The sequence below is a fragment of the Streptomyces sp. NPDC042346 genome (genome assembly GCF_055581845.1).
The window spans coordinates 353,789-376,375 of sequence record NZ_JBVJEH010000012.1 but is presented as its reverse complement, the minus strand read 5'-3'; the positions used below and the strand labels follow the sequence as shown (position 1 = coordinate 376,375).

The following is a 22,587-nucleotide window of genomic DNA, read 5'->3' as shown; positions in this document are numbered from 1 at the left end:
ACCGCCGCGGCGAACGGCGCGATCTTCGCCTCCGCCAGCGCACGCACCGACTCCCGGAGCATGTCGTGCTCCTCGGAAGGCCGATACAGGTCGAAGTCCTTGCCCATGATGTGGAGCTCCCCTAGACGCTTGTGGCACCGATAGCGGTTGTGGCACTGAGTACCCTCAGCAAAACACACTCAGTGCCATGACGCCAGAGCGCCCCGACGCTGTTCCGCGTCGGGGCGCTCAGGGGGACCAGTCGGTCGGTTTTGTTAGTGGGGAGTGTCGGCGAGCTGGTCCTGCTCCCTGCGGAGCATGATCGCGTCGTACTCGGCACCGAGCTGCACGGCGCGGTCCGGGGTCAGTTCGAGGCTGGTCAGCAGCGCCGGCGTCACGACGCTCGGCATGTAGTGCTGGAGCAGGACCGACACCCGGTGAGCCAGGTCCTTGCGGTCGCACATGACCTGGGACATCGCCTGGACTCCCGAGAAGGCGCCGGAGAACAGCTGGGCCGAGTCCGTCACGTTCACATGGACGAGGAGCTCCCCCCGCGCCTTCGCGACCGTCAGGATGTCCGACAGGTGGTCGATCCACGCCTGGAACGGGGCGACCCGGTCGATACTGGTGGCGCCGCTGTCCAGGGCCAGGGCGACGCTCGCACGCACCACGGGGTCACGCTGCAGCCGGTGGGTGAGCAGGAAGGCCTGGTCCGCCAGCTCCTGGATCTTGATCGCCTGCGGTGGCAGCGGCACGTCGAGCATCTGGGCGTCGAGCACGCCGAGGGCGAGGTCTTCCTTGGAGGCGAAGTGGAAGTACAACGCTCCCTTGGTCACCCCGGCGCGCACCAGGATCTCCCCGATGGTGGTCCGCTCGTATCCACGCTCCGCGAAGACGGTCGCGGCCGAATTCAGGATCGCCCGTCGGGTTCTGATTGCACGCGCTTGCTGTGCCAAGGCGGCGCCTCCTGCTGTCTCGCTGTCTGTGCTCACCGTGTGACGTGAAGCATTGAAAAGAAAACCGGGCTGTACGTATTCTAGGCTGGGTGGAAAATCTGCCCAGGGGCGTGGGGACGCAAGGGGGAACCATGGATCAGAGCGATGGGGGAACGGTGACACACGTCCCCGGAGAGTTCGTGCACCGAGCCGATCCCGCGGACATCATCCCCACGGGCTGGACGCAGCTGCGGGAGAATCGTTTCTCGGTCTCCGCCGCCTGGCCTGCCGCGCATCCCTTCTTCTCCCCGGTGGCAGGAGACCGGCACGACCCCGTTTTGGTGGCCGAGACAATACGTCAGGTCACCATGCTCGTCGCTCATGCCGAACTGGGGGTACCCGCGGACGATCAGTTCGTCATGTGGAGCCTTTCCTACAGCGTCGACGCCGACGCGCTGGCGGTCGACGGCCGCGCCTCGGACGTCGGCATCGACGTCGTCGTCTCCGACGTGAAGAGCCGCGGCGGCAGGCTCCGGAGCCTGCGGACCACCATGGTCCTCACCTGCGAAGGCCGGCTGCTCGGTACCGGCGGCGCCGTGACCAGCTGCATGTCCACCCCGGCGTACCACCGCGTCCGGGGCGAGCGGATGGAGGCGCTCGGCCGCCCGGTCCCGCTGATACCGGGAGTCGCCCCGCACCTGGTCGGCCGCGAGGACTCCAAGGACGTCGTCCTCGCCCCGGGCACCAGACCGGGCCAGTGGCAGCTGCGCATCAACACCGGCCACGCCACCCTCTTCCGCCGCCCCAACGACCACGTACCGGGAATGGTCCTCGTGGAGGCCGCCCGGCAGGCGGCGACGATGGTCCTCGGGAGCGGCACGTACCTCCCCACGGTCATGGACGTCTCCTTCGCGCGGTACGCGGAGCTCGACAGCCCGTGCTGGATCGAGGCCGAGATCGCGCCCGCCTCCGACCCCTCGGTGACCACCGTCCGGGTCGAGGGCCGCCAGGACGACCGGTCCGTCTTCTCCTGCACGCTCACGTCCCCGTCCCGGGACCTGGCGGTGGCCGCGGGCCGTCTCGACAGCCGCCTGGCCGGCTGAACCGGACCGGGAAGGCCCGCGACACCATGGCTCCTCGCGTTCTGATCACCGGCACGACCGGATTCATCGGCCGCCGGGTGGCGGCGACGGCGGCGGCACGGGCGGACCTCGGGCACCTCAGGCTGCTCACCCGATCTGCCGCGACGGTCGTCTCGACGGGCGTCTCGACGGGGGAGGAGCCGGCGGGGTACGCCGGTCCCGTTCCCGTGACCGAGACCGTCACCGGTGACCTCCGCGACCGCGACTCCCTGCGCCGGGCCTGCGAAGGGGTCGACGTACTGATCCACTGCGCGTCGGCGATCGGCGGGGACGAGGAGCTGCTCCGCGCGGTCAACGACGACGGGACCCGGACCCTGGTCGAGGCGGCCGTACGCGCCGGGGTGACCCGGATCGTCTCCCTCGGCACCGCCTCCGTCCACGGCCGGGGTCCTTTCCGGGCCGCCGCCCCCGGCACCCTGCCGCTCGCGCCGGGCTCCGCGACCAGCCGTACCCGGGCCGCCGCCGACGGGCACGTCCTCGACGCGGGCGGGACGGTACTGCGACCCCACCTCGTGTACGGCACGGGCGACGTGCGGCTGGTCCCCGGCCTTGTCGGGCTGCTCGCGGCCCTGCCCGGCCCCCTCGACGCCGGCGCCTCGCTGCACTCCGTGATCGACGTGGACAGCCTGGCGGGCGTCCTGCTCGGCGCGGCGCTCTCGCCGCGGACGGAGGCGGGCCCGTACTACGTCGACCACCCCGAACCGGTGCCGGTCGCGGAGCTCCTCGCGCCCTGCGAGGAGCTCCTGTCCGCGCGGACGGACCGGCCCCGGGCAGGGGCGGTGGACCTGGCCGAGGCGTACGACCTGCTGGCGGGCCACCCCTACGGCCGCCACCACCTCGCCATGCTCGCCACCGACCACTGGTTCGCGGACGACCGCCCGTGGCGGGAGCTCGGCTGCGCGCCGGGTCCGGGATTCACCGCGGGATTCCCCGGCCACGCGGAGTGGTACCGGGACCTCCTCACCCGACCGGGTCGAGCGAGCGGGTGATCACGGCGGCGGTGCCCGCCGGTTCCAGGCCCGCGAGTGCCTCGGGGGCCGTGAGGGTCGGCAGCAGGGTCCGCCACAGACCGGTGACCGTGTGGGGGGAGAGCCACTCGCCGCTGTCCTGACACAGGGTCACCAGACCGACGGTGGCGGCGACGACGGTGCGGGCGAGGTCCTGCTGGCGGCCGATGCCGGCGGCGAGGAGGCCTTCGTCGGCCGCCTCCGCGAGCCGCTGCTGGACGCAGCTCTGCCATTCCTGCCGCAGGTTGAGCTCCGTACGGCAGTCGTTCGCGCAGCTGAGCCGGAAGCCCGCCCGTACGACGATGTCCTGGCGGAACAGGCGGGCGAGCGCGTGCGTGGTGTCCGCGAGGTTCTGCAGGGCGTTCGCCCGGTGGCGGTAGGCGATCCGGGCGGTCCGGCGCAGTGTGGTGCAGGCCGCGTCCTCGACGGCCTCGGCGATCGCCGCCTTGTTCTCGAAGTGGAAGTGGAGCGCCCCGGGGCTGACGCCGGCTCCCAGACTGATCGCGGACAACGTGGCCAGGGCGTAGCCGTGCAGGTCGAACTCCGCGGCCGCTGACCTGATCAGCGCGTCGCGGGTCCGAGTGCCCCGCTCTTGTTTGGTCACCAACGGCTCCCGTAGCACCATGCGTCGCAGCGGCACGAGCTTGCGCCCCGTCGCGCCGTACCACCCGACGTCCTTAAACCGACTGATTGGTATTCTACGAGCTTTCGTAGGGATCCAGGGCGCATCGGTGTTGTCGGGTGTACCTACCCATCGAGGGCGTGCGCATGCGCTGTTGAGGACCGCGCGGGGACGCGAGAGGGGCCGCTAACAAACCGTTGGGAAGGTTTGTTGGTGAAGCGTCAGCGACAGAGGGGTCGGCGCCGAAGGTGTCGTACTTCCTGGTGGCCATGGGCCGATCCTGGCTGTCGCCGGACAGGGTGCCCGGCGAAACCAGGGGGGGCGGGGAGCGCTCAGGTGCGCGGCCGGGTCGTCACCACCACCACGCCCGCCAGCAGCACCACGTTCTTGACGACGAACTCGCCCACCAGCGTGAGCAGGAGCGGGTTGGCGTGGGCGAACGCCGCGCCCGGGGTGAGGACGAGGACCGCGAAGGTGCCGCACAGGTGGGCGGTGAGCACCGGCAGGGCCGCGGCCTGTGCGCGCCCGGACACCAGCCAGAGGCCGAGCGCCACCTCGCCCCAGCCGAGCGCGGGGACGAACCAGTCGCCCGCGGGGAACGGCAGGACGGCGACGACGAGCGCCGCCGCCGGACTGGAGCCGATGACCTTGAGGACACCGAACCAGACGAACACGCCGCCGAGGCCGGCCCGGAGCATGGTCAGGCCGTGCGCGTGCAGCCGCGGGGCGATCCGGTCGAAGCGGTCCAGGAGCGACAGCGGGGCGGAAGAGGCGGCGGGAGCGGCGGCGGGAGCGGCGGCGGAGGAGGCGGCGGGAGAGGGGGCGGAACGCGGGGCGGAAGGCGGGGCGGAGGGTGACGTCGAGACGGGCGTGGCGGACGGTGTCACCTGGGGGGAAACGGTCATGCGCGGGCATCTCCAACGCGAGTCGATGCGGGCCGGCGGTGCCGGGCGGAGTGGGCCGGGGCCGTCGTGCGAGCCGGGGCCGTGGGTGCCGTGCGGTGCCGAGCGGGGCGTGACCGGGCGGTGGACCGCTCGGATCACGCCGAAATCACGGCAGGAGGGGCGGACGCCGTCGCTCACGCTAGCCACGTCCCGCGCACCCTCGCATCGCCCATCGCTTCCTTGCATACCCGCGATGCAAGAAGTCGATCGACCGTTGCCGGACGCGATCATTTCTCGCCAGCCTGAGCACTGTTCGAGTTTGTGTTTGATCCACGGACCCGGACCGCGTCCATCCGCTCCCGGCACCCTGCGAAGGAATCCACGGATGTCCCACCGACCCGCCGCCCCCGCCTCCACCACCGCCCCCGAGGCCCGCACGGCCCTCACCCGGCGCCGGGTGCTCACCACGACCGCCGCCGCGGCCGGGGTGCTCGCCCTGCCCGGCACCGTGGCATGGGGCGTCCCCACGAGCTTCGAGGCGGAGACCCGCACGGGACGCCGCGCCCCCGGCGCCGTCACCGACATCAGCGTCGTCATCCGCTGGAACCAGGCCGCGATGGACGCGATCCTCGGCCGCTACCAGGCCGCCGGCAACCGCTTCGGCCCCGCCACCGTCAACGCCCGCGCCCTCGCGATCATCCACAACGCGATCTACGACGCCTGGGCGTGTTACGACCGCTGTGCCGTCGGCAGCCGGTTCGGCGGCTCCCTGCGCAGGCCCCGCGCCGAGCGGACCCTCGACAAGAAGAACGAGGCCATCAGCTACGCGGCCCACCTCGCCCTGCTCGACCTGTACCCCGAGTACAAGGTCGCCATCGACTCGATGCTGCGCAGCCTCGGTTACGACCCCGAGCTCACCGCCCCCCGCCGCAACAGCCCCGCCTGGATCGGCCGCCGCACCGCGCAGGCCGTCCTCGACTACCGGCACGGCGACGGCGCCAACCAGCTCGGCACCCCGGCCTACACCGACACCACCGGCTACCAGGCGCGCAACACCCCGCAGACCGCCGGCGCCTTCGACCCGTCCACGGTGACGGACCCGGCGCACTGGACCCCGCTGATCGTGAACGGCAAGACGCAGCGCTACCTCACCCCGCAGTTCGCGGTGATGAAGCCCTTCGCGCTGAGCCGCCCCGACCAGTTCACGGTGCCCGCCCCGCCCGCGTACCCCTCCGTCCGGATGACCGCCGCGATCCAGGAACTCCTGGACATCAGCGCCCAGCTGACGGACGAGCAGAAGGCGATCGCCGAGTTCTGGCTCAACGACGACGTCACCCCGCCCGGCGCCCAGCAGATGTGGGGACGGTACGTCTCCGCCCGCGACGGCTACGGCGTCGACGAGGACGCCCAGCTGTTCTTCGGCCTCAACATGGCCGAGTGCGACGCCGCCATCGGCTCCTGGGCGGTCAAGGCCCAGTACGACTTCGCGCGCCCCTCCACGCTCATCCCGTTCGACCGGCGCGGGCAGCAGGTCCAGTCCTGGGGCGGCCCCGGTCAGGGCACCGTCACCATGGACGGCCTCGACTGGCAGGCGTACGTGGCCGTTCCGCCGTTCCCGGCGACCGTGTCCGGGCACAGCACCTTCTCCGGCGCGGCCGCCGAGTTCCTGCGCCGCTTCACCGGCTCGGACTCCTTCGGCGACTCGTACCGCTTCAAGGCCGGCGCGTCCACGGTCGAGCCCGGCCTCACCCCGCGCACCGACGTCGTCCTGCACTGGCCCACCTTCAGCGAGGCCGCCCAGCAGGCAGGCATCTCCCGCGTGTACGGCGGCATGCACTGGAGCTTCGACAACGAGCCCGGCATCGAGATGGGCCACAACATCGGCAAGGTCGTGCACCGGCAGGCCATGCGCTACTTCACCGGCGCCCACCGCTGATCCGCCTGGTGCCGATCGCCCACCGCTGATCCGCCCGTCGGCGGCCGACGCGCTGTCGGCCGCCCGGCCCGCCCAGCCCGCCCCGCCCCGCCCCGCCCCGCCAAGGAGAGAACACCGTGAGCAATCAGACCCAGACCCCCGCGGGCGGCGCGGCGGCCCCGCCCGCGCGCAGCCGCTGGGCGGGCGGCGCCCCGCCCTTCCCCGGTGCCCGCCCGGCGGCCCTCGGCACCCTCGCCACCGTCGTGTCGCTGGCGATCCTCGTGGCCCTCGGCGAGGCCACCGGACACCTCCTGATGATCGCCCCGCTCGCGGCCACCGCGATGATCATCTGCAGCACGCCCGCCCTGCCCCCGGCCCAGCCCCGCGGCGTGGTCCTCGGGCAGCTCGGCTCCGGCATCCTCGGTCTCGTCGCCGTCGCCGTGTTCGGCCACTCCCTCTGGGTGGCCGCCGTGGCCGCCGGTCTCAGCGTCGCCGTCATGCTCCTCCTCCGCGCCGTCCACGCCCCGGCCGCCGCCACCGCCGTCCTCGCCGTCCTCCAGGACCCGGCGCCCGTCCGCTTCCTCGTCCTGCTCGCCGTCGGCAGCGTCGTCCTCGTCCTCGTGGGCCTGATCGCCTCCCGACTCGGCGTCATCGGCAAGTACCCGTCGTACTGGTGGTGACGGCCGTCCGCCGGCCGTGAACCCCATCCCGTCCCCCACGCACCTCCGCATACCGACCCTCAACGGAGCGCACGTGAACCGAGACAGACTGCTCGTCAGCTGCGAGCAGATCATGGAACAGCTGCGGAACCCCGCGGCCCGTGACGAGGGCACCGTCCTCGTCGAGATCACCGACGGCGGCAGCACGGCGGGCCGGATCCCCGGCTCCGTCCGCCTCGACTGGACCGGCGACCTCCAGGACCCCGTGCGCCGGGACGTCATCGGCCCCGAGGCCTTCGCCGAACTCCTGGCCCGGCACGGGATATCCGCCGACCACACCGTCGTCTTCCTCAGCGGCAACAACAACTGGTGGGCCGCCGCCGGATACTGGCAGTTCCGGCTCTACGGCCACCGGGAACTGCGCGTCCTCGACGGCGGACGGCTCCGCTGGGAGGCGCTCGGCGGCCCCCTCACCGGCGAGGCGCCGCAGCGGCCCCCGGTCGCGTACCCCGTACCGTCCCTCGACGAGACGATCCGGGCCCGCCGCGAGGACATGCTCGACCACATCGGCCGGCACCAACTCCTCGACGTGCGCTCCCTGGAGGAGTACCTCGGGCAGAGCAACACCCCGCCCGGCGTCCCGGAGGACCTCGGCGTGCGGTGCGGCCACGCCCTCTCCGCCGACCACATCCCCTGGCACACCGCCGTCCGCCCCGACGGCACCTTCCGCGACCAGGAGGAGCTCGCCCGCGCCTACGCGGCCGTCCGCACCGACGCCCCGACCGTCGTCTACTGTCGCGTCGGCTGGCGCTCCGCCCACAGCTGGTTCGTCCTGCGGGAGCTCCTCGGACTCCCCGACATCCGCAACTACGACGGCGCGTGGCGGGAGTTCGGCTCCCTCATCGGCGCCCCCATCGTCAACGGCCCCCAGCCCTGGGGAGCCGACGGCATCCCGTCGATCGTCGCCCAGCGCGGCGCCGCCTCGGAGGTCCGCGCCCATGCCTGACGTCACCGTCATCCGCGACGTGCTCCGCAACGGCTTCGACCAGACCGACCTGGCCTGGGTGCCGTGGTCCGAACCCGGCCGCGTCGGCGTCGAGTACGTCGTCCTCTGGGGCCCGGACCCCGCCGAGGACGAGGACTCCGCCTCCCTGCTGCTGCGCTTCCCGCCCGGCGCGCACGGCGACTTCCACGAGCACCTGGGCCACGAGCTGATGCTCGTCCTCGACGGCACCCTCGACCACAGTGACGGGCGCCGGTTCCACCGCGGCGACCTCGTCGTCGAGGAACCCGGCACCCGGCACCAGATGTCCAGCGCCGACGGCTGCACCGTCCTCGCCGTCCGCGCCCGCCCCGCCGCCTCCCGTACGCCCGAGGCCGGCGAGATCACCACCGGCGTCGGCGCCGGAGCCACCACCGGCGTCGCCGGAGCCACCACCGGCGTCGCCGCCGGGGTCCCCTCCGCCTGACCCACCAGGACGTCCGCGAGGCCACCGGGCTCCCCCCAGGGGGCGTCCGGCGGCCTCGCCTTGCACCCACAGCCCTCCGTGTCACCGCTCCCTGCCTTCGTGCTGCCCCGACCTACCGGAGAGACGCCATGACCCCGTCCGTACGGCCCCATTCCTTGCGCAGCCCCGAGCCCTCCCGCCGGGTCCTGCTCACCACCGGTTCCTCCGACGCCCACACCTGGAACCTCGTCCACCTCCAGCTCTTCCTGGAGGAGCACGGCCACTCGGTGCTCAACCTGGGCCCCTGCGTCCCCGAGGAACTCCTCGTCGACACCGCCCGCATGACCCGCCCCGACCTCGTCGTCCTCTCCTCCGTCAACGGCCACGGCCACCAGGACGGGCTGCGCGCCGCCCGCGCCCTGCGCGAGGACCGCGCCACCCGGTCCGTCCCGATGGTCATCGGCGGGCTCCTCGGCATATCCCCGGAGGGCGCCGCCACCCGTACCGCCGAACTCCTCGACGCCGGATTCGACGAGGTGTACGCGGACGGGACCCCGCCCACCGCACTGCTGCGCCGCCTCGGAGAGCTCGGCGGGGCGTGTACCGGGCGGGCCGCGGCTTGACGACCACCGTCCCGCCCGCGCCCCAGCCTCCGCTTCCCCCCGGTGATCTCGGCGCCTTCGTCCGGGAGTCGGCCGAGGCCGGTGCCCTCGTCGTCCAGCCCCGGATGGGCATGGTCGCGGCAGAGGAGATGGCCGGCGGAGTCGCCGCCGTCGCCGCGCTGCCCCTGCGGACCGTCGCCACCCTCACCATCGACAGCTACACCCGCGTCGGCGACCACGCCGCCGCCACCGCCGCCCTCCGCGCAGGCCGGCCCCTCAACGGATTCCCGCTGGTCAGCCACGGTCCGAAGACCACCGCACGCGTCGCGGCCGCGGCCGGACGCGGCACACCCGTCCAGGTCCGGCACGGCTCCGCCGACCCGATGGCCATCTTCCGCACCATGGTCGCCGCCGGGCTCGCCGCCTCCGAGGGCGGCCCCGTCTCGTACTGCCTGCCCTACGGCCGTACCCCGCTCGCCGAATCCGTCGCCGCCTGGCGCGACTCCGTCCAGTTCCTGACGGAGGAGAGCCGCGCGCACGGCCGCCGGGCCCATCTCGAATCCTTCGGCGGCTGCCTCCTCGGCCAGCTCTGCCCGCCCTCGCTGCTCGTCGCCGTCTCGGTCCTGGAGTGCCTCTTCTTCGTGGCCAACGGAGCGACCAGCGTCTCCCTCAGCTACGCCCAGCAGACCCATCCCGCCCAGGACGCGGGGGCGCTCACCGCGCTGCGGCTGCTCGCCGACGAGTTCCTGCCGCCGGCCGTCGACCGCCACATCGTGCTCTACACGTACATGGGGGTCTATCCCAAGACCGTGCCCGGCGCCCGGCTGCTGCTGCGCCGCAGCGCCGAACTCGCCGTCCGGGGCGGCGCGCGGCGCCTCATCGTGAAGACCGAGACCGAGGCGCACCGGATCCCCACCGTCGCGGAGAACCTCACCGCCCTGAGGATCGCCGCCGACGCGGCCGGCGCCGCCCGGCGCACGCACGCCGCGTCCGGCGGTCCCGCAGCCGACACCGAGGAGGTCCTCGCCGAGGCCCGCACCCTGATCACCGCCGTCCTCGGCCTCTCCGACGACCTCGGCACCGCCCTGCTCAAGGCCTTCGACCGGGGCCTCCTCGACGTGCCGTACTGCCTGCACCCCGACAACCGCGGCGCCGCCCGGTCCACCGTCGCACCCGACGGCCGCCTCCAGTGGACCGACCTGGGCGCGCTGCCCCTGCTCACCACCAGCCGGAGGACCACACCGATGACCTCGCGTCAGCTCGCCGGCATGCTCGGCCGGGTCGCCCGGGAGCACGATCTGGCGGCCGGTACGAACCCGCCGCCGGAGCTCGCGTCCGCACCGCGCCCCGCCCCGGAGCCGCCGCCCGCCGAACCGCTGCGGATCGCGTTCGTCGGCATGGGCCCGCGCGGCCTCTCGGTCCTGGAGCGGCTCGCCGCGCGCTGCGCCGAGGAGCCCCCCGCACGGCCGGTGGAGGTCTTCGCGATCGATCCGTACGAGGCGGGGGCCGGTCGGATCTGGCGCACGGACCAGTCGCCGCGGTTCCTGATGAACACCCCGGCCCAGGAGGTCACCATGTTCTCCGGGCCCGCAGACACGGGACCCCACCGGCCCGGCGCCGGACCCACCCTCGGCGAGTGGTGGGCGGAGGACGACCCGGCGGCCGCCGACCCGGACGGCTACGCGCCGCGCGCCGTCTACGGCCGGTACCTGACGTACGTCATGCGGTGCGTCGAGGAGTCCCTGCCGTCCACGCTCACCGTCCACCGCATCCCCGCCCGGGTCATCTGCGCGGACCGCTCGCGGGAAGGGGAGGAGGACGGGCCCGACGGCGCAGTGCACCGCCTGAGACTCGACCGCGGTGAAGTCCTCACCGTCGACCGGGTGTTGCTCGCCACCGGCCACCCCGACAACGAGCCCGACGAACAGCAGAGCGCCTGGCGGGCGTTCGCCCGCGAGTGCTCGACGCCCGCCCGCCCCGTCCGGTACGTCGCGGGCGGCACGGCCCACGAGATGCCGCTCGCCGACATCCCGGCGGGTGCGAGCGTCGGCATCCTCGGCATGGGACTCACCTTCTACGACATCCTCACCGAGCTCACCCAGGGGCGCGGCGGCACCTTCGCCGAGGGTGGGGACGGACTGCTCTACCTGCCCAGCGGCAAGGAGCCCCGGATCGTCGCGGGTTCACGCGGGGGCGTGCCCCTGCTCACCCGGGGCGCCAACCAGAAGGGCCCCGAATACCGCTATCAGGCGCGGCTGTTCACCTCCGAGCGCATGGCGGCCCTGCGTGCCGAGGGCGCGCCGCTCGACTTCGAGCGGTCCGTCCTGCCGTGGCTGCTCGCCGAGGTCAACCTCGTCCTCCTCGCCACCCGGGTCCGCCGCGTCCACGGGCCGGACACGGCGGCCGAGTTCACCGAGCGCGTGGTGGAGGGAGTCCTCGCCGACGGGCTCGATCCCCGGATCCTGGAGCGGCTCGCCGCCGGCTACCGGATCGACTCCCGGCCGCTCACCGGCCTCGACGCGCTCGCCCGCCCGTTCCGCGGCCGGCGGTTCGGCTCGCCGGCCGAGTTCCACAAGGTGCTCACCGAGTGGCTGCGCGCCGACCTGGCCGAGGCGCGGCAGGGCAACGCCGAAGGGCCGCTGAAGGCGGCGGCCGACGTGCTGCGCGACGTCCGGCAGACGGTCCGCTCCGTGGTCGACTTCGGCGGGCTCACCCCCGCGTCGCACCGCTGGTTCCTCGCCGAGTTCGGCCCGCTCGCGGCGATGGTGTCGACGGGCCCGCCGCCGGTGCGCTCGGAACAGTTCCTCGCCCTGCTCGCGGCAGGGATCCTCGAACCGGTGGGCCCCGGCGCCCGGTTCGAGGCCGATCCGGTGGAGGGGCGGTTCGCGGTGGAGTCCGACCAGGTCGAGAACTCCTGGGTGCCGCTGGACGTCGTCGTGGACGCCCGCGTGCCGAGCACGGACCTCGCGGCGGACCGGGACCCGCTGATCCGCGGGCTGATGGTGGACGGGGAGATCCGTACGTTCACCAACGCGCCCGCCGTGACGGAGGGAGACGAACAGGCCGAAGGAGACGGGGTGTTCGCCACCGGCGGGCTCGACTGCACCGCATCGCCCTACCACCCGGTGCGGGCGGACGGCTCGGTGGACACCAGCACGCACGTGCTCGGGATCCCCAGTGAGCACACCCGCTGGTTCACCCAGGTGGGCAGCGGCCGCCCCGGCCCCTGGGGCTCCTTCACCCGGGACGCCGACGAGATCGCGGGCGCGCTGCTCGCCACCGCGCGGCCTGGAGGCGCGCGGTGAGGGAAGCGGCGGAGGGGACGGCGAGGGGAAAGGCGAGGGGAACGGCGAGGGGGACGGGGAGAAGGATGGCCGGCGGGACGGCGAGTGGGACGGCGCGAGGGTCCCGTACGGCCGCTCACGAGGAGTACCGGGCGGCCCGGGACCTCCTCCTGAGGCTGCGCGGCGACCGGGAGGAGGCCTGTGCCGCCTTCCGGTGGCCCCGCGCCGAGCACTTCAACTGGGCCCTCGACTGGTTCGACGTCATCGCCGAGGGGAACGACCGGCCGGCCCTGGAACTCCTCGGCCGACCGGGACCCGACGGCCGGGTCCCGCTCGCCGACCGCGTCTCCTTCGCCGAACTCGCCGCACGCTCCGACGAGTTGGCGGTGAGTCTGCGCGAGTCCGGGGTCGCGCGCGGCGACCGGGTCCTGATCCTGCTCGGCACCAGGGCCGAACTGTGGGAGACGCTCCTCGGCTGCATCAAGCTCGGCGCCGTCGTCGTCCCCGGCTACCAGGACCTGACCCGGGACGAGGCGGCCGACCGGATCACCCGGGGCGGCATCCGGCACGTCGTCTGCGCACCCGAACTCGTCCCGCTCCTCGCCGAGTTGCCGGTGCCCGGGGTACGGATGACGCCGGCCGCCGACCGGTCCGGGTGGCTCCCGTACCCCGACACGCGCGGGACGGGGCGGCGCGCCTTCGTGCCCGACGGGCCCACCAGGGCCGCCGACCCGTCGTTCTGCTACTTCACCTCCGGCACGACCTCGCTGCCGAAGCTCGTGGAGCACAGCCACGCCGGATACGGCGTCGGGCACCTCTCCAGCCTGTACTGGAGCGGGCTGCGCCCCGGCGACCGGCACCTCAACCTCTCCGCGCCCGGCTGGGCCAAGCACTCCTGGTCCAGCTTCTTCGTGCCGTGGGCGGCCGAGGCCACGATCCTCGCGCCCCCGGACGGCGGCCTCCCCGCGGCGCTCCTGCCCCGGGTCCTCGCCGAGCACGGCGCCACCAGCTTCTGCGCGCCGCCCAGCGCCTGGCGGTCGATGCTGCCGTACGTGGCCGGGGGCCCGGGCGCGCCCCGGCTGCGGGAGGCGACGGCGGCGGGCGAGCCCCTGACGGCCGAGACGGCCGAGCGGATCGAGGCGGCCTGGGGCGTACGGGTGCGCGACGGCTACGGCCAGACCGAGGCGACCGCCCTCATCGGCCGGGCCCCCGACACCCCGGAGTCGCTCGCCCCGCTCGGGCACCCGCTCCCCGGCTACCGGATCGTGCTCCGGGACCCGGAGACGGGGGAGACGGGCGAAGCGGGCGAGGTGTGCGTGGATCTGACGGAGCGTCCGCCCGGACTGATGCGCGGCTACGCCGACCTTCCCGAGCGTACGGCCGAGGCCTTCGCCGACGGCCTCTACCGCACCGGCGACCGGGGCGAGCGGTGCGCCGACGGCTCCGTCCGGCTGCTCGGCCGGATGGACGAGGTCTTCAAGTCGCACGGCCACCGGATCTCGCCGATGGAGATCGAGGCGGTGCTGCGCGGCCACCCGGAGGTGGCCGACGCGGCGGTGATCCCCTGCCCGGACCCGGCCGGCGGCCTGGCCCCGTACGCCGTGGTCGAACTCCGCGCGGTGCGGGGGGATTCCGTGCCGTCGGCCCGGGAGCCGGCCGGCACCCGGCACCGCCGGGTGGGCGCCGAGCTCCTGACCCTGGCCGCCGAGCGGCTCGCGCCCGTCTTCGTACCGCGCGGGGTGGACGTCGTCACCCGCCTGCCGCGCACCCGCTCGGGCAAGGTCCGCCGCGGCGAACTCACCCCAGGGGCCTGAGAGCCGAGGGCAGGGCCCGGCCCTGAGCGGCGAGCCGCCTGACACCTGAGGGCGCGAGCCCGGCCCCTGCGGGAGGACGCTGAGGGCTTGAGGGCGCGGGCCCGACCCGTGCGGCGGGATGCTGGGGACTTGCCGGCCGCGGGCTCGGCCCGGGTGGCGAGATGCCCGAGGCCCGAAGCCGCCGGGCCCGGGCCCTGTGGGCAAGGCCCCCTACGCCCCGACGGTCTCGCGTTCCGCCGTTCGCAGCAGCACCTCGGCCACGGTCCTGGCCCGCACCGCCGCCTCCGGTGTGCCCTCCCGTACGGCGGTCACGATGGCCCCGTCGCCAAGGAGGGCGAGCTGGCGGGCCAGGGACTCGTGGTCGAGGTAGCCGCCCTCGGTGAGGAGGCGGTCGAGGACCGCGATGACCTTCTCCTTGTGCTCGGCGGCCACGTGGTGTGCCGGGCTGTCGGGATCGGCCGTCTCGACCATCGTGTTGATGAAGGCGCAGCCGCGGAACTCGGCCGCGGCGAAGCGCTCCGCGAGCCCGTCGAAGAGCGCGAGCGGCAGCTCCTCGGGGGAGCGCTCGCTCACCGCGATCCGGCCGTCGAGCCAGGCGCGCCACATGCCGTCGCGGCGCCGCAGCACCTCGACGACGACATCGTCCTTGCTGGGGAAATGCCGGTAGAAGGAGGCGCGGCCGACTCCGGACTCGGACAGGATCCGCTCGATGCCGACGGCCCGGATCCCCTCTTCGTAGAACAGGCGCTCCGCCGCACCGAGGAGCCGTTCTTTAGCGTTCGTGGCCATACCAGACGGTACCACTCAGTGCCGTATGGGTGAGGGCTCAACAGTCCGGGTTCCGGGGCGGAGTGGAGCCCTCCCGTTGCGCCAGACGGAACCGATCGGTACCGTCTTGATGGTACCGATCAGTTCCGTCTTGGTTCGGCTCAAGGAGAGCTCCATGCCCCGCCTGCCCCAACTGACCGTCGAGACCGCCAACGAGGAGCAGCGCGAGCTGCTCGAAGGCACCCTCAAGCAGCTCGGCAAGCTGCCCAACCTCTACGCCTCCCTCGCCAACGGGCCCGCCGCGCTCCGCGGTTACCTCGCCATGCGCGAGGCCCTCGTCGGCGGCAGCTTCAGCGCCCGGCAGCGGGAGCAGCTCGCGCTCTTCATCGCGCAGCGCAACGACTGCACGTACTGCGTCTCCGCGCACACCCTGCGCGGCGGCAAGGTCGGCCTGAGCGAGCAGGAACTGCTCGACACCCGCCGCGGCGGCGACGCCGGCGACCCGCACATGGACCAGGTGCTCCGGTTCACCGGCGCCGTCATGGCCACCGCCGGCCGCGTCACCGACGAGGACCTCGCCGACGCGCGCGCCGCCGGTGTGACCGACGCCGAGATCTCCGAGATCGTCGGCCACGTCGCGCTCAACGTGCTGTCCAACTTCTTCAATCACGTAGCGCAGCCGGACTTGGACTTTCCGTTGGTCCCGGCCCACCTCGCCGAGTAGAGTCTTCGCGGCCGAGCAGGGGTGCCGGGCGCGTGGTGCGTCCGCGCACCCCTGCGGCTTGTGTGACAACCGACTGGGGCGATCGAAGCGGGTGGACGACCAGCCACCCGGTGCGAGGAACTGCCGCCTGCGCGGCAGGGGGGAATTCACGTGGACATCGACGCAAGAACCCTTCGGACCTTCCGCGAGGTGACCCTGACCGGGTCATTCACCCAGGCGGCGCGCCGCCTCGGGTACTCGCAGTCCAGCGTCACGGCACAGATGCGTGCGCTGGAGAGGCAGGTCGGCGAGCCCGTCTTCGAGCGGCTGCCCAGCGGCGTCCGGCTCACCCGGGCCGGCACCGTCCTGTGCGAGTACGCACGTCAGATCCTCACCCTCGTCGGCGAGATGGAGACCGCCCTGCGCCGGCCGGCGGCCAACCCGCCACGCATGACCATCGGGATCGTCCCGGCGCTGGCGTACGGACAGCAGCTCGCCCGGGTCACCCACATCGGGCGGCGACTCCTCTCCGGCGTCCAACTCGCCCTGCGCGTCATGGGAACGGCCGAGGTCCACGACGCCTTCCGGGCCGGCGCGATCGACGGCGCCCTGGTCCTCACCGTCGTCGACGCGGACGACCCGGCCGGGTTCTTATCCGACCAGGCCCCCATCGAGCGCACCGACGACCTCATCGAAGTACGCCTCCAGGAAGTGGAGTTCGTGGCCGTCGCGGGCGTCCGCCACCGACGCGGCGGCCTCGGCCGCCAGGTCGTCATCGCCGACCCCGACTGTCCCTCCCAGCGCTGGCTCCCCGAGTTCCTCCGACTGCGCTGCGACAGCCCGCCCGAGATCCACGAACTCGGCTCCATGGCGGGCGTCCGCGCCGCCACCCAGTCGGGCCTCGGCTGCGCGATGCTCCCCATGGCCCTCGCCGCCTCCCCGCAGGAGGCCGGCGGTCTGCGCCCGCTCCCCGGCGTGCCCCGCATGCGCTGGAACGCCTCCCTCGTCCTCGGCCGCGCCGACACCCGGCCCGCGCTCGACTGGCAGAACCTGACGGAGACCCTCCGCCAGGCCACCGCCCTCGCCGGCGCCGTCGACCCGGAGGAGCCCGGCCCGCCGCCCTCCGGCGTCACCGTCCTCGGCGAGCAGGCCGACGCCCTGGACCTGGGCCTGGACCCGGACCCGCGCATCGCTTCCTGATTCTGGTCCTTGACCCCGTGGCCTGACCGGCCCCGAGGCCCTTCCCCACCGGTGCCGTCCGCGCACCGCCTTCCGACCGGTGCCACGGCGCGCCGCCGTCTCCCCCGGCCCCACCCCCGACCGGGTCCACAGGGAGCGACGGAGCGCCGTGGCACCTCCCTTCCCCGCCTCAGTGCGCGGGCAGCCCCAGCGGGACCCGGCCCGCCGCCCGCCCCTGCTCGTCGAGCAGCCAGCCCATGCGCTTGGGCGAGTGCAGCGCCACCGTCCGGTCCTGCACCTGAAGCATCGGGAACCGCTCCGCGAGCAGCGCCTCGAAGGGGTCGACGGCGCCGAGGCCGTGCAGCCAGACCAGGACGAGGAGGTTGTACGGCCCGCTCACCGACACGCACATCCGCACCTGTTCGAGCCGGGCCAGCGCATTCCCCGTCTGCTCGAGGAGGGCGTGCGGCACCGACGTCCGGTACACCACCATCGTGGACAGGCCCGCCAGCGGGTGCGCCAGATCGCAGCGCAGCGAGATGTCCCCGTCGCGGATCATCCGCTGGAGCCTGCGCCGCGCCGTGTGCTCGCTCATGCCCGTCCGCGCGCCGAGCTCCGCGTACCCCAGCCGCCCGTCACCGCCGAGCGCGCCGACGAGCGCCTGGTCCTGCGGCGCCGGCCGCTCGTGGAGGTGCGTGCTGTACGAGCGGGGGTGCGGGCCGTGCGGCCCGCCGAGACCGGCCCGCTCCGCCGGGTTCATCGCCCGCATCCGCCAGTCGCGCCCCTCGCCGTACAGCGTGATGCCCAGCCTCGTCCGGGTCTCGCGCACCCCGCGCAGGCCACCGATCCCCCGGTGCACCGCGCGCCCCAGCGACGGCAGGTCGGGGGCGGCGACGGAGAGGAAGAGGTCGAAGTCCCCGGCCGTCTCGTCGACGCTGAACACCCACGGCAGCGCCGTCACCGCGGCGCTCACCCGGTCGAAGGCGCGGGGCCGGCACCGCACCTCGACGTAGGCGACCGTCGCCGTCTTCGCCGCGTCGTACGCGGTGACCCAGGCGAGGCCGCCGGCCCGGAGCCGTTCGAAGCGGCGGGCCGCCGTCGTCGCGTCCACGCCGAGTGCCCGTCCGATCCGGGTCCACGGGGCGCGCGGGGCGGCCTGGAGCGCGTCGACCAGCGCGAGATCCAGCTCGGAGAATCCCATGGCGGGACCCTCGACGAGGGAATCCGGCGCGAGGGCATCTGCGGTGAGGCTTTCCGGCAGTTCTCGGGGGTTCGCGCTCATGGACCGGATCGTAGGGGCACTTCCGGCCGACCACCAGTTTCGGCCACCGGTGAGAGGAGTACCGTGCCTGCTCCGACCCTGCCCGACCTGCCCGCCCCCTCGGCGGCGCCGCCCGCCCACCGCAGAACCGTCCGGATCACGGTCGTCCTGCTCTTCGCGGCCTGGCTGGTCGACTACGCCGACCGGCTCGTGATCAACCTCGTGCTGCCGTCCATCGGCGCGGAGTTCGACATCGACCGGACCCAGCAGGGGCTCGTCGTCTCCGCCTTCTTCCTCGCCTACGCGCTCTGTCAGATCCCCGGCGGCATGCTCGCCGACCGGTTCGGCGGCCGGCGGGTGACCCTCTGGGCCCTGCTGTCCTGGTCGGTCTTCACCGCCCTCACCGGCTTCGCCTGGTCCTTCGCCGTGCTGCTCGCCCTGCGCTTCGCCTTCGGCGCGGCCGAGGGCATCTTCCCGCCCGCCGCCATGAAGGTCCTGGTCGAGCGCACGCGACCGGAGGAGCGCATGGGCGCCAACGGCGCGGTGATGAGCTCCAACGCCCTCGCCGCCGTCATCACCCCGCTCACCGTCGCCCCGCTCGTCGCCGTCTTCGGCTGGCGCTCGGCCTTCTGGTCCACCGCCGCCCTCGGGCTCCTCGCCCTCGTCGCCGTACGCCTCTGGCTGCCCGCCCCGCTGCCTCGCGCGGAGGGGGCCCCGCCCGCGGAGGCCGCGGCCCGCCCCCCGCTCCGCGAGGTCCTGCGCAAGGGCGTCCTCTGGCGGTTCTCCCTCATGATGTTCGGCTACAGCACGATCGTCTGGGGCCTCAACACCTGGGTCCCCTCGTACCTCAGCGAGGAGCACGGGGTCTCCCTCACGGCGGCCGGAGCCCTCGTCGCCATCCCGGCGCTCGGGGCCGCCGCCGCCACCGTCATCGGCGGCCGGCTCTCCGACCGGCTCGGCGGCCACCACCGCAAGGTCATCGTCCCCGGCATGGCCGTCTCCGCCGTCGCCCTGCTCCTCATGGCGAGCACGCCGTCCCTCACCGGCTTCGTCGTCTTCGGCACCGTCGCCATCTTCGCCGCCTCCCTCGCCTACATGCCGATCTTCGCCGTCCCCATGGCCGGGCTCTCCCCGGAGTACGTGGGAGTGGGCGGCGCCGTGATCATCGTCGGCGGCCAGGTCGCCGGCATCATCGCCCCGCCCGTCATGGGCGCGCTCGCCGACGCCTTCTCCTTCCAGGTCGCCTTCGGCTTCCTCGTCCTCGGCGCGGTCGTCGCCGCCGTCATGGCGTGCCTGACCCCCCAGGACGCCCCCGCCTTCCGCGCCGCCGCGGACCGTACTCCGAGCCCCGCAAAGGAATCCGCATGACCACCGACCGCACCCTCACCGGCACGGCCACCGTCACCCCGCTCCTCTCCGGTCTCGACGAGCGGCTCCCCGGGCTCCTCGCCCTCTACGAGGACCTGCACGCCCATCCCGAACTCTCCTTCCAGGAGTTCCGTACGGCCGGAGTCGCCGCCGAGCGGCTGCGCGCCCAGGGCTGGGAGGTCACCGAGGGCGTCGGACGCACCGGAGTCGTCGGAGTCCTCGCCAACGGCCCCGGGCCCGTCGTCCTGCTCCGCGCCGACATGGACGCCCTGCCCGTCAAGGAGGAGACCGGCCTGCCGTACGCCTCCACCGCCACCGGCACCGACCCCGACGGCAACGAGGTGCCCGTCATGCACGCCTGCGGGCACGACATGCACGTCACCTGCCTCCTCGGCGCCACGGCGCAGCTCGCCGCCCACCGCGACACCTGGAGCGGCACCGTCGTCGCCGTCTTCCAGCCGGCCGAGGAGGTCGGCGGCGCGCCCGCGATGATCGAGGACGGTTTCCTCGACCGCTTCCCCCGCGCCGAGATCTGCCTCGGCCAGCACGTCGCCCCGGCACCGGTCGGTTTCCTCGGCACCCGGCCGGGACCGGTCATGGCCGCGTCCGACAGCCTCCGTGTGACCCTCTTCGGCCGCGGCGGCCACGGCTCCAGCCCCGAGACGGCCGTCGACCCGGTCGTGATGGCCGCCGCCGTCGTCATGCGCCTCCAGACCGTGGTCTCCCGGGAGATCGGCGCCTCGCAGACCGGGGTCGTCACCGTCGGCTCGCTGCACGCCGGGACGAAGGAGAACATCATCCCGGACACCGCCGAGCTGCGGATCAACATCCGCTCGACCACCCCGGCCGTACGGGACCGGATCCTCGCCGCCGTCACCCGCATCGTCCGCGCGGAGGCCGCCGCCTCGGGCGCCCCCAAGGAACCGGAGATCGTCCCCTTCAACTCCTTCCCGGTCACCGTCAACGACGGGCCCGCCACCGCCCTCGTCCAGTCCGCCCTGACCGAGGCCCTGGGCGAGGGGCGGGTCTTCACCCTTCCCCAGGTCATCACCGGCAGCGAGGACTTCGGCGTCTTCGGCACCGCGCTCGGAGTCCCCTCCGTCTTCTGGCACTTCGGCGGCGCCGACCCCGCCCTGTACGCGGGCGTCGACCCCGACGCCCTCCTGGAGAACGGCCTCCCCGACACCGTCCCCGCCAACCACTCGCCCCACTTCGCCCCCGTACCCGGGCCGACGATCCCCTTCGGCGTGACCGCACTCCTCGCGGCGGCCGCCCACTGGCTGGCGAAGGAGACCCCCGATGCCTGAGCCCGACACCATCCCCGACCTCGTGTTCACCGGCGGCCCCGTCCTCACCATGGACCCCGCCCGCCCCCGTGCCGAGGCCCTCGCGGTCCGCGACGGACGCATCACCGCCGTCGGCACCCGTGACGAGATCCTGCGCCTGTGCGGCCCGACGACCGAGGTCGTCGACCTCGCCGGCCGGGCCCTGCTGCCCGGCTTCGTCGAGGCCCACGGCCACCCGGTCATGGTCGCCCTCGCCGTCGCCCCGCCCGCCGTGGACGTCCGGCCGTTCACCGTGCCCACCGGCGCCGGGGTCCTCGACCGGATCCGGGCCGCCGTGGCCGCCGCCGCGCCCGGCGAACCGGTCTGCGCCTACGGCGTCGACCCGCTGCTCCAGCGCGACCTGACGCCCCCGACCCGGGCGGAGCTCGACGCGCTCCGCCCCGACGCCCCGCTCGTCGTCGTCGCGAACAGCGGCCACGCGGCCTGGGCCAACTCGGCCGCGCTGCGCGCCGCCGGCATCACCCGTGACACCCCCGACCCGGCGGGCGCCCGCTTCCTGCGCGACGAGCACGGCGAACCCACCGGCGAGGCCCACGAAGGAGGCGCGGTCGAGGCCCTGTTGTGGGTGGTGGCCGGGGACCGGCTGGCACCGGACCGGCTCGCCGCCGCACTCGACTGGGCCTACACCGAACACGCCCGCGTCGGCATCACCACCGTCGCCGACCTGGCCACCGAGCCCCGGCTCCTGCCCGCGCTGCGGGCCGCGGCCGAGCGCCCCGGCGCCGCCGTTCGCGTCCGCTCGTACCTCATCGGCACCCCCGAACTCGCCGCCGACCCGGACCGCCGCTTCCCCGGACACGCCCCCGCCGAGGAGCTGTTCGGCATCTCCGGGATGAAACTGTGGGCCGAGGGCACGGCCTGGGAGGGCACGGTCGCGACCAGCTTCCCCTACCTGGACAGCGCCGCCACCCGGGCGATGGGACCGGGCCGCTGCAACCACGCCCCCATGAACTACACCCCCGATCAACTCGCCGAACTCGCGGGGGCGTTCACCGTCCAGGGGTATCCGATGGCCTGCCACGTCCACGGCGACGTCACCTTCGAGGCGGTCCTCGACGCCTACGGCCGGGCCGCCGCTGCCGACCCCGAGGCCTTCCGCGCCCTGCGCCCCCGCATGGAGCACTGCGGCGCGGTCACCGCCGCGCAGTACCGCCGGGCCGCCGAACTCGGGGCCACCGTCAGCCTGTTCATGGATCACATCCGCTGGTGGGGAGACGTCCTCGCGGACGACCTCTTCGGCCAGGAGGTCGCCGACCGCTGGATGGCCGTCCGCTCGGCCTGGGACGCGGGCCACCGCGTCTCGCTCCACAACGACGGCGTGTGCTCCCCGACCGACCCGCTGGCCTCGGTCGCGACCGCCCTCACCCGCCGCACCCCCGCGAGCGGTCGCGTCCACGGCACGACGGAACGGCTCACGCTCGACGAGGCCCTGCTCGCCGTCACCGCCCATCCCGCCTGGCAGCTCCACCTCGACGACGAGATCGGCTCCCTGCGGCCGGGGCTCCGCGCCGACCTCACTGTCCTCGCCCGCGACCCGTACACGGTCGCGCCGGAACGCCTCCCGGAGGAGGCCGCGGTCACCGCGACCTACCTGGGCGGACGGCTCACCTGGGGCGTGTGACGGGAGGGCGCTCCGGCCCCGGCCGGGCGCCCGTCCCGCGCCGGACGGGC

19 protein-coding genes are annotated in these 22,587 nt (G+C 73.9%); 14 read left to right on the top strand and 5 right to left on the bottom strand.

Features of this window, described 5'->3' with window-relative positions; translation table 11 throughout:
• Positions 1-254: 254 nt before the first annotated feature.
• Complete coding sequence (locus ACZ6K0_RS36995) at positions 255-935, bottom strand: ScbR family autoregulator-binding transcription factor (protein ID WP_376413603.1); 681 nt, start codon at positions 933-935, stop codon at positions 255-257.
• Between the two features lie 131 nt (positions 936-1,066).
• Between ACZ6K0_RS36995 and ACZ6K0_RS36990 the strand changes: the two genes are divergently transcribed.
• Complete coding sequence (locus tag ACZ6K0_RS36990) at positions 1,067-2,017, top strand: ScbA/BarX family gamma-butyrolactone biosynthesis protein (protein WP_376413605.1); 951 nt, start codon at positions 1,067-1,069, stop codon at positions 2,015-2,017.
• 26 nt (positions 2,018-2,043) lie between these two features.
• Complete coding sequence (locus tag ACZ6K0_RS36985; protein WP_469236162.1) at positions 2,044-3,045, top strand: NAD-dependent epimerase/dehydratase family protein; 1,002 nt, start codon at positions 2,044-2,046, stop codon at positions 3,043-3,045.
• On the opposite strand, the gene ACZ6K0_RS36980 is transcribed toward ACZ6K0_RS36985, so the two are convergent.
• Both ACZ6K0_RS36980 and ACZ6K0_RS36975 read right to left on the bottom strand, forming a co-directional pair.
• Positions 3,017-3,667 (bottom strand): ScbR family autoregulator-binding transcription factor, encoded by a 651-nt coding sequence (locus tag ACZ6K0_RS36980; protein ID WP_376413610.1) that lies wholly within the window; start codon positions 3,665-3,667, stop codon positions 3,017-3,019. The genes ACZ6K0_RS36985 and ACZ6K0_RS36980 overlap by 29 nt on opposite strands.
• A gap of 350 nt (positions 3,668-4,017) precedes the next feature.
• Positions 4,018-4,590, bottom strand: coding sequence for a hypothetical protein (locus ACZ6K0_RS36975; RefSeq protein ID WP_469236163.1), 573 nt, complete (start codon positions 4,588-4,590; stop codon positions 4,018-4,020).
• A 364-nt stretch (positions 4,591-4,954) separates the two neighbouring features.
• Here ACZ6K0_RS36975 and ACZ6K0_RS36970 point away from each other — a divergent pair, with 364 nt between their 5' ends.
• The 7 genes from ACZ6K0_RS36970 to ACZ6K0_RS36940 all read left to right on the top strand — a co-directional run bounded on the left by ACZ6K0_RS36970 (position 4,955) and on the right by ACZ6K0_RS36940 (position 14,291).
• Positions 4,955-6,505 carry a vanadium-dependent haloperoxidase gene (locus ACZ6K0_RS36970; protein ID WP_469236164.1) on the top strand — a complete coding sequence of 517 codons (1,551 nt, stop codon included), beginning with the start codon at positions 4,955-4,957 and terminating at the stop codon, positions 6,503-6,505.
• A 116-nt stretch (positions 6,506-6,621) separates the two neighbouring features.
• On the top strand, positions 6,622-7,164 hold the full coding sequence (locus ACZ6K0_RS36965; protein ID WP_469236165.1) for an HPP family protein: 543 nt from the start codon (positions 6,622-6,624) through the stop codon (positions 7,162-7,164).
• A gap of 73 nt (positions 7,165-7,237) precedes the next feature.
• A complete protein-coding gene (locus ACZ6K0_RS36960) occupies positions 7,238-8,149 on the top strand; it encodes a sulfurtransferase (protein ID WP_469236166.1) in 912 nt (303 codons plus the stop codon).
• A complete protein-coding gene (locus ACZ6K0_RS36955; protein WP_469236167.1) occupies positions 8,142-8,612 on the top strand; it encodes a cupin domain-containing protein in 471 nt (156 codons plus the stop codon). Before ACZ6K0_RS36960 ends, ACZ6K0_RS36955 begins: the two co-directional genes overlap by 8 nt.
• A 128-nt stretch (positions 8,613-8,740) precedes the next feature.
• Positions 8,741-9,214, top strand: a complete 474-nt coding sequence (locus ACZ6K0_RS36950) for a cobalamin B12-binding domain-containing protein (RefSeq protein ID WP_376413353.1) — start codon at positions 8,741-8,743, stop codon at positions 9,212-9,214.
• Positions 9,211-12,498, top strand: a complete 3,288-nt coding sequence (locus ACZ6K0_RS36945) for an FAD/NAD(P)-binding protein (RefSeq protein ID WP_469236168.1) — start codon at positions 9,211-9,213, stop codon at positions 12,496-12,498. Before ACZ6K0_RS36950 ends, ACZ6K0_RS36945 begins: the two co-directional genes overlap by 4 nt.
• 65 nt (positions 12,499-12,563) lie before the next feature.
• On the top strand, positions 12,564-14,291 hold the full coding sequence (locus tag ACZ6K0_RS36940) for an acyl-CoA synthetase (RefSeq protein WP_469236169.1): 1,728 nt from the start codon (positions 12,564-12,566) through the stop codon (positions 14,289-14,291).
• A 210-nt stretch (positions 14,292-14,501) separates the two neighbouring features.
• Here ACZ6K0_RS36940 and ACZ6K0_RS36935 read toward each other — a convergent pair whose 3' ends face one another.
• Positions 14,502-15,080 (bottom strand): TetR/AcrR family transcriptional regulator, encoded by a 579-nt coding sequence (locus tag ACZ6K0_RS36935; RefSeq protein WP_376413357.1) that lies wholly within the window; start codon positions 15,078-15,080, stop codon positions 14,502-14,504.
• Positions 15,081-15,234: 154 nt separating this feature from the next.
• Here ACZ6K0_RS36935 and ACZ6K0_RS36930 point away from each other — a divergent pair, with 154 nt between their 5' ends.
• Positions 15,235-15,783: a carboxymuconolactone decarboxylase family protein gene (locus ACZ6K0_RS36930; RefSeq protein ID WP_376413359.1), complete on the top strand. Its 549-nt coding sequence runs from the start codon at positions 15,235-15,237 to the stop codon at positions 15,781-15,783.
• A gap of 150 nt (positions 15,784-15,933) precedes the next feature.
• On the top strand, positions 15,934-16,962 hold the full coding sequence (locus ACZ6K0_RS36925; protein WP_469236170.1) for a LysR family transcriptional regulator: 1,029 nt from the start codon (positions 15,934-15,936) through the stop codon (positions 16,960-16,962).
• Positions 16,963-17,131: 169 nt separating this feature from the next.
• Here the strand turns inward: ACZ6K0_RS36925 and ACZ6K0_RS36920 are convergent, their stop codons facing one another.
• A complete protein-coding gene (locus tag ACZ6K0_RS36920; protein WP_469236171.1) occupies positions 17,132-18,223 on the bottom strand; it encodes an Lrp/AsnC family transcriptional regulator in 1,092 nt (363 codons plus the stop codon).
• 63 nt (positions 18,224-18,286) lie between these two features.
• Between ACZ6K0_RS36920 and ACZ6K0_RS36915 the strand changes: the two genes are divergently transcribed.
• Genes ACZ6K0_RS36915 through ACZ6K0_RS36905 form a run of 3 tightly spaced genes read left to right on the top strand, consistent with a single transcriptional unit; the run spans position 18,287 to position 22,537 of the window.
• Positions 18,287-19,570 carry an MFS transporter gene (locus tag ACZ6K0_RS36915; RefSeq protein ID WP_376413365.1) on the top strand — a complete coding sequence of 428 codons (1,284 nt, stop codon included), beginning with the start codon at positions 18,287-18,289 and terminating at the stop codon, positions 19,568-19,570.
• Positions 19,567-20,877 (top strand): amidohydrolase, encoded by a 1,311-nt coding sequence (locus ACZ6K0_RS36910; protein WP_469236172.1) that lies wholly within the window; start codon positions 19,567-19,569, stop codon positions 20,875-20,877. Before ACZ6K0_RS36915 ends, ACZ6K0_RS36910 begins: the two co-directional genes overlap by 4 nt.
• Complete coding sequence (locus ACZ6K0_RS36905; RefSeq protein WP_469236173.1) at positions 20,870-22,537, top strand: amidohydrolase; 1,668 nt, start codon at positions 20,870-20,872, stop codon at positions 22,535-22,537. The genes ACZ6K0_RS36910 and ACZ6K0_RS36905 overlap by 8 nt, the downstream gene beginning before the upstream one ends.
• Positions 22,538-22,587 lie beyond the last annotated feature (50 nt).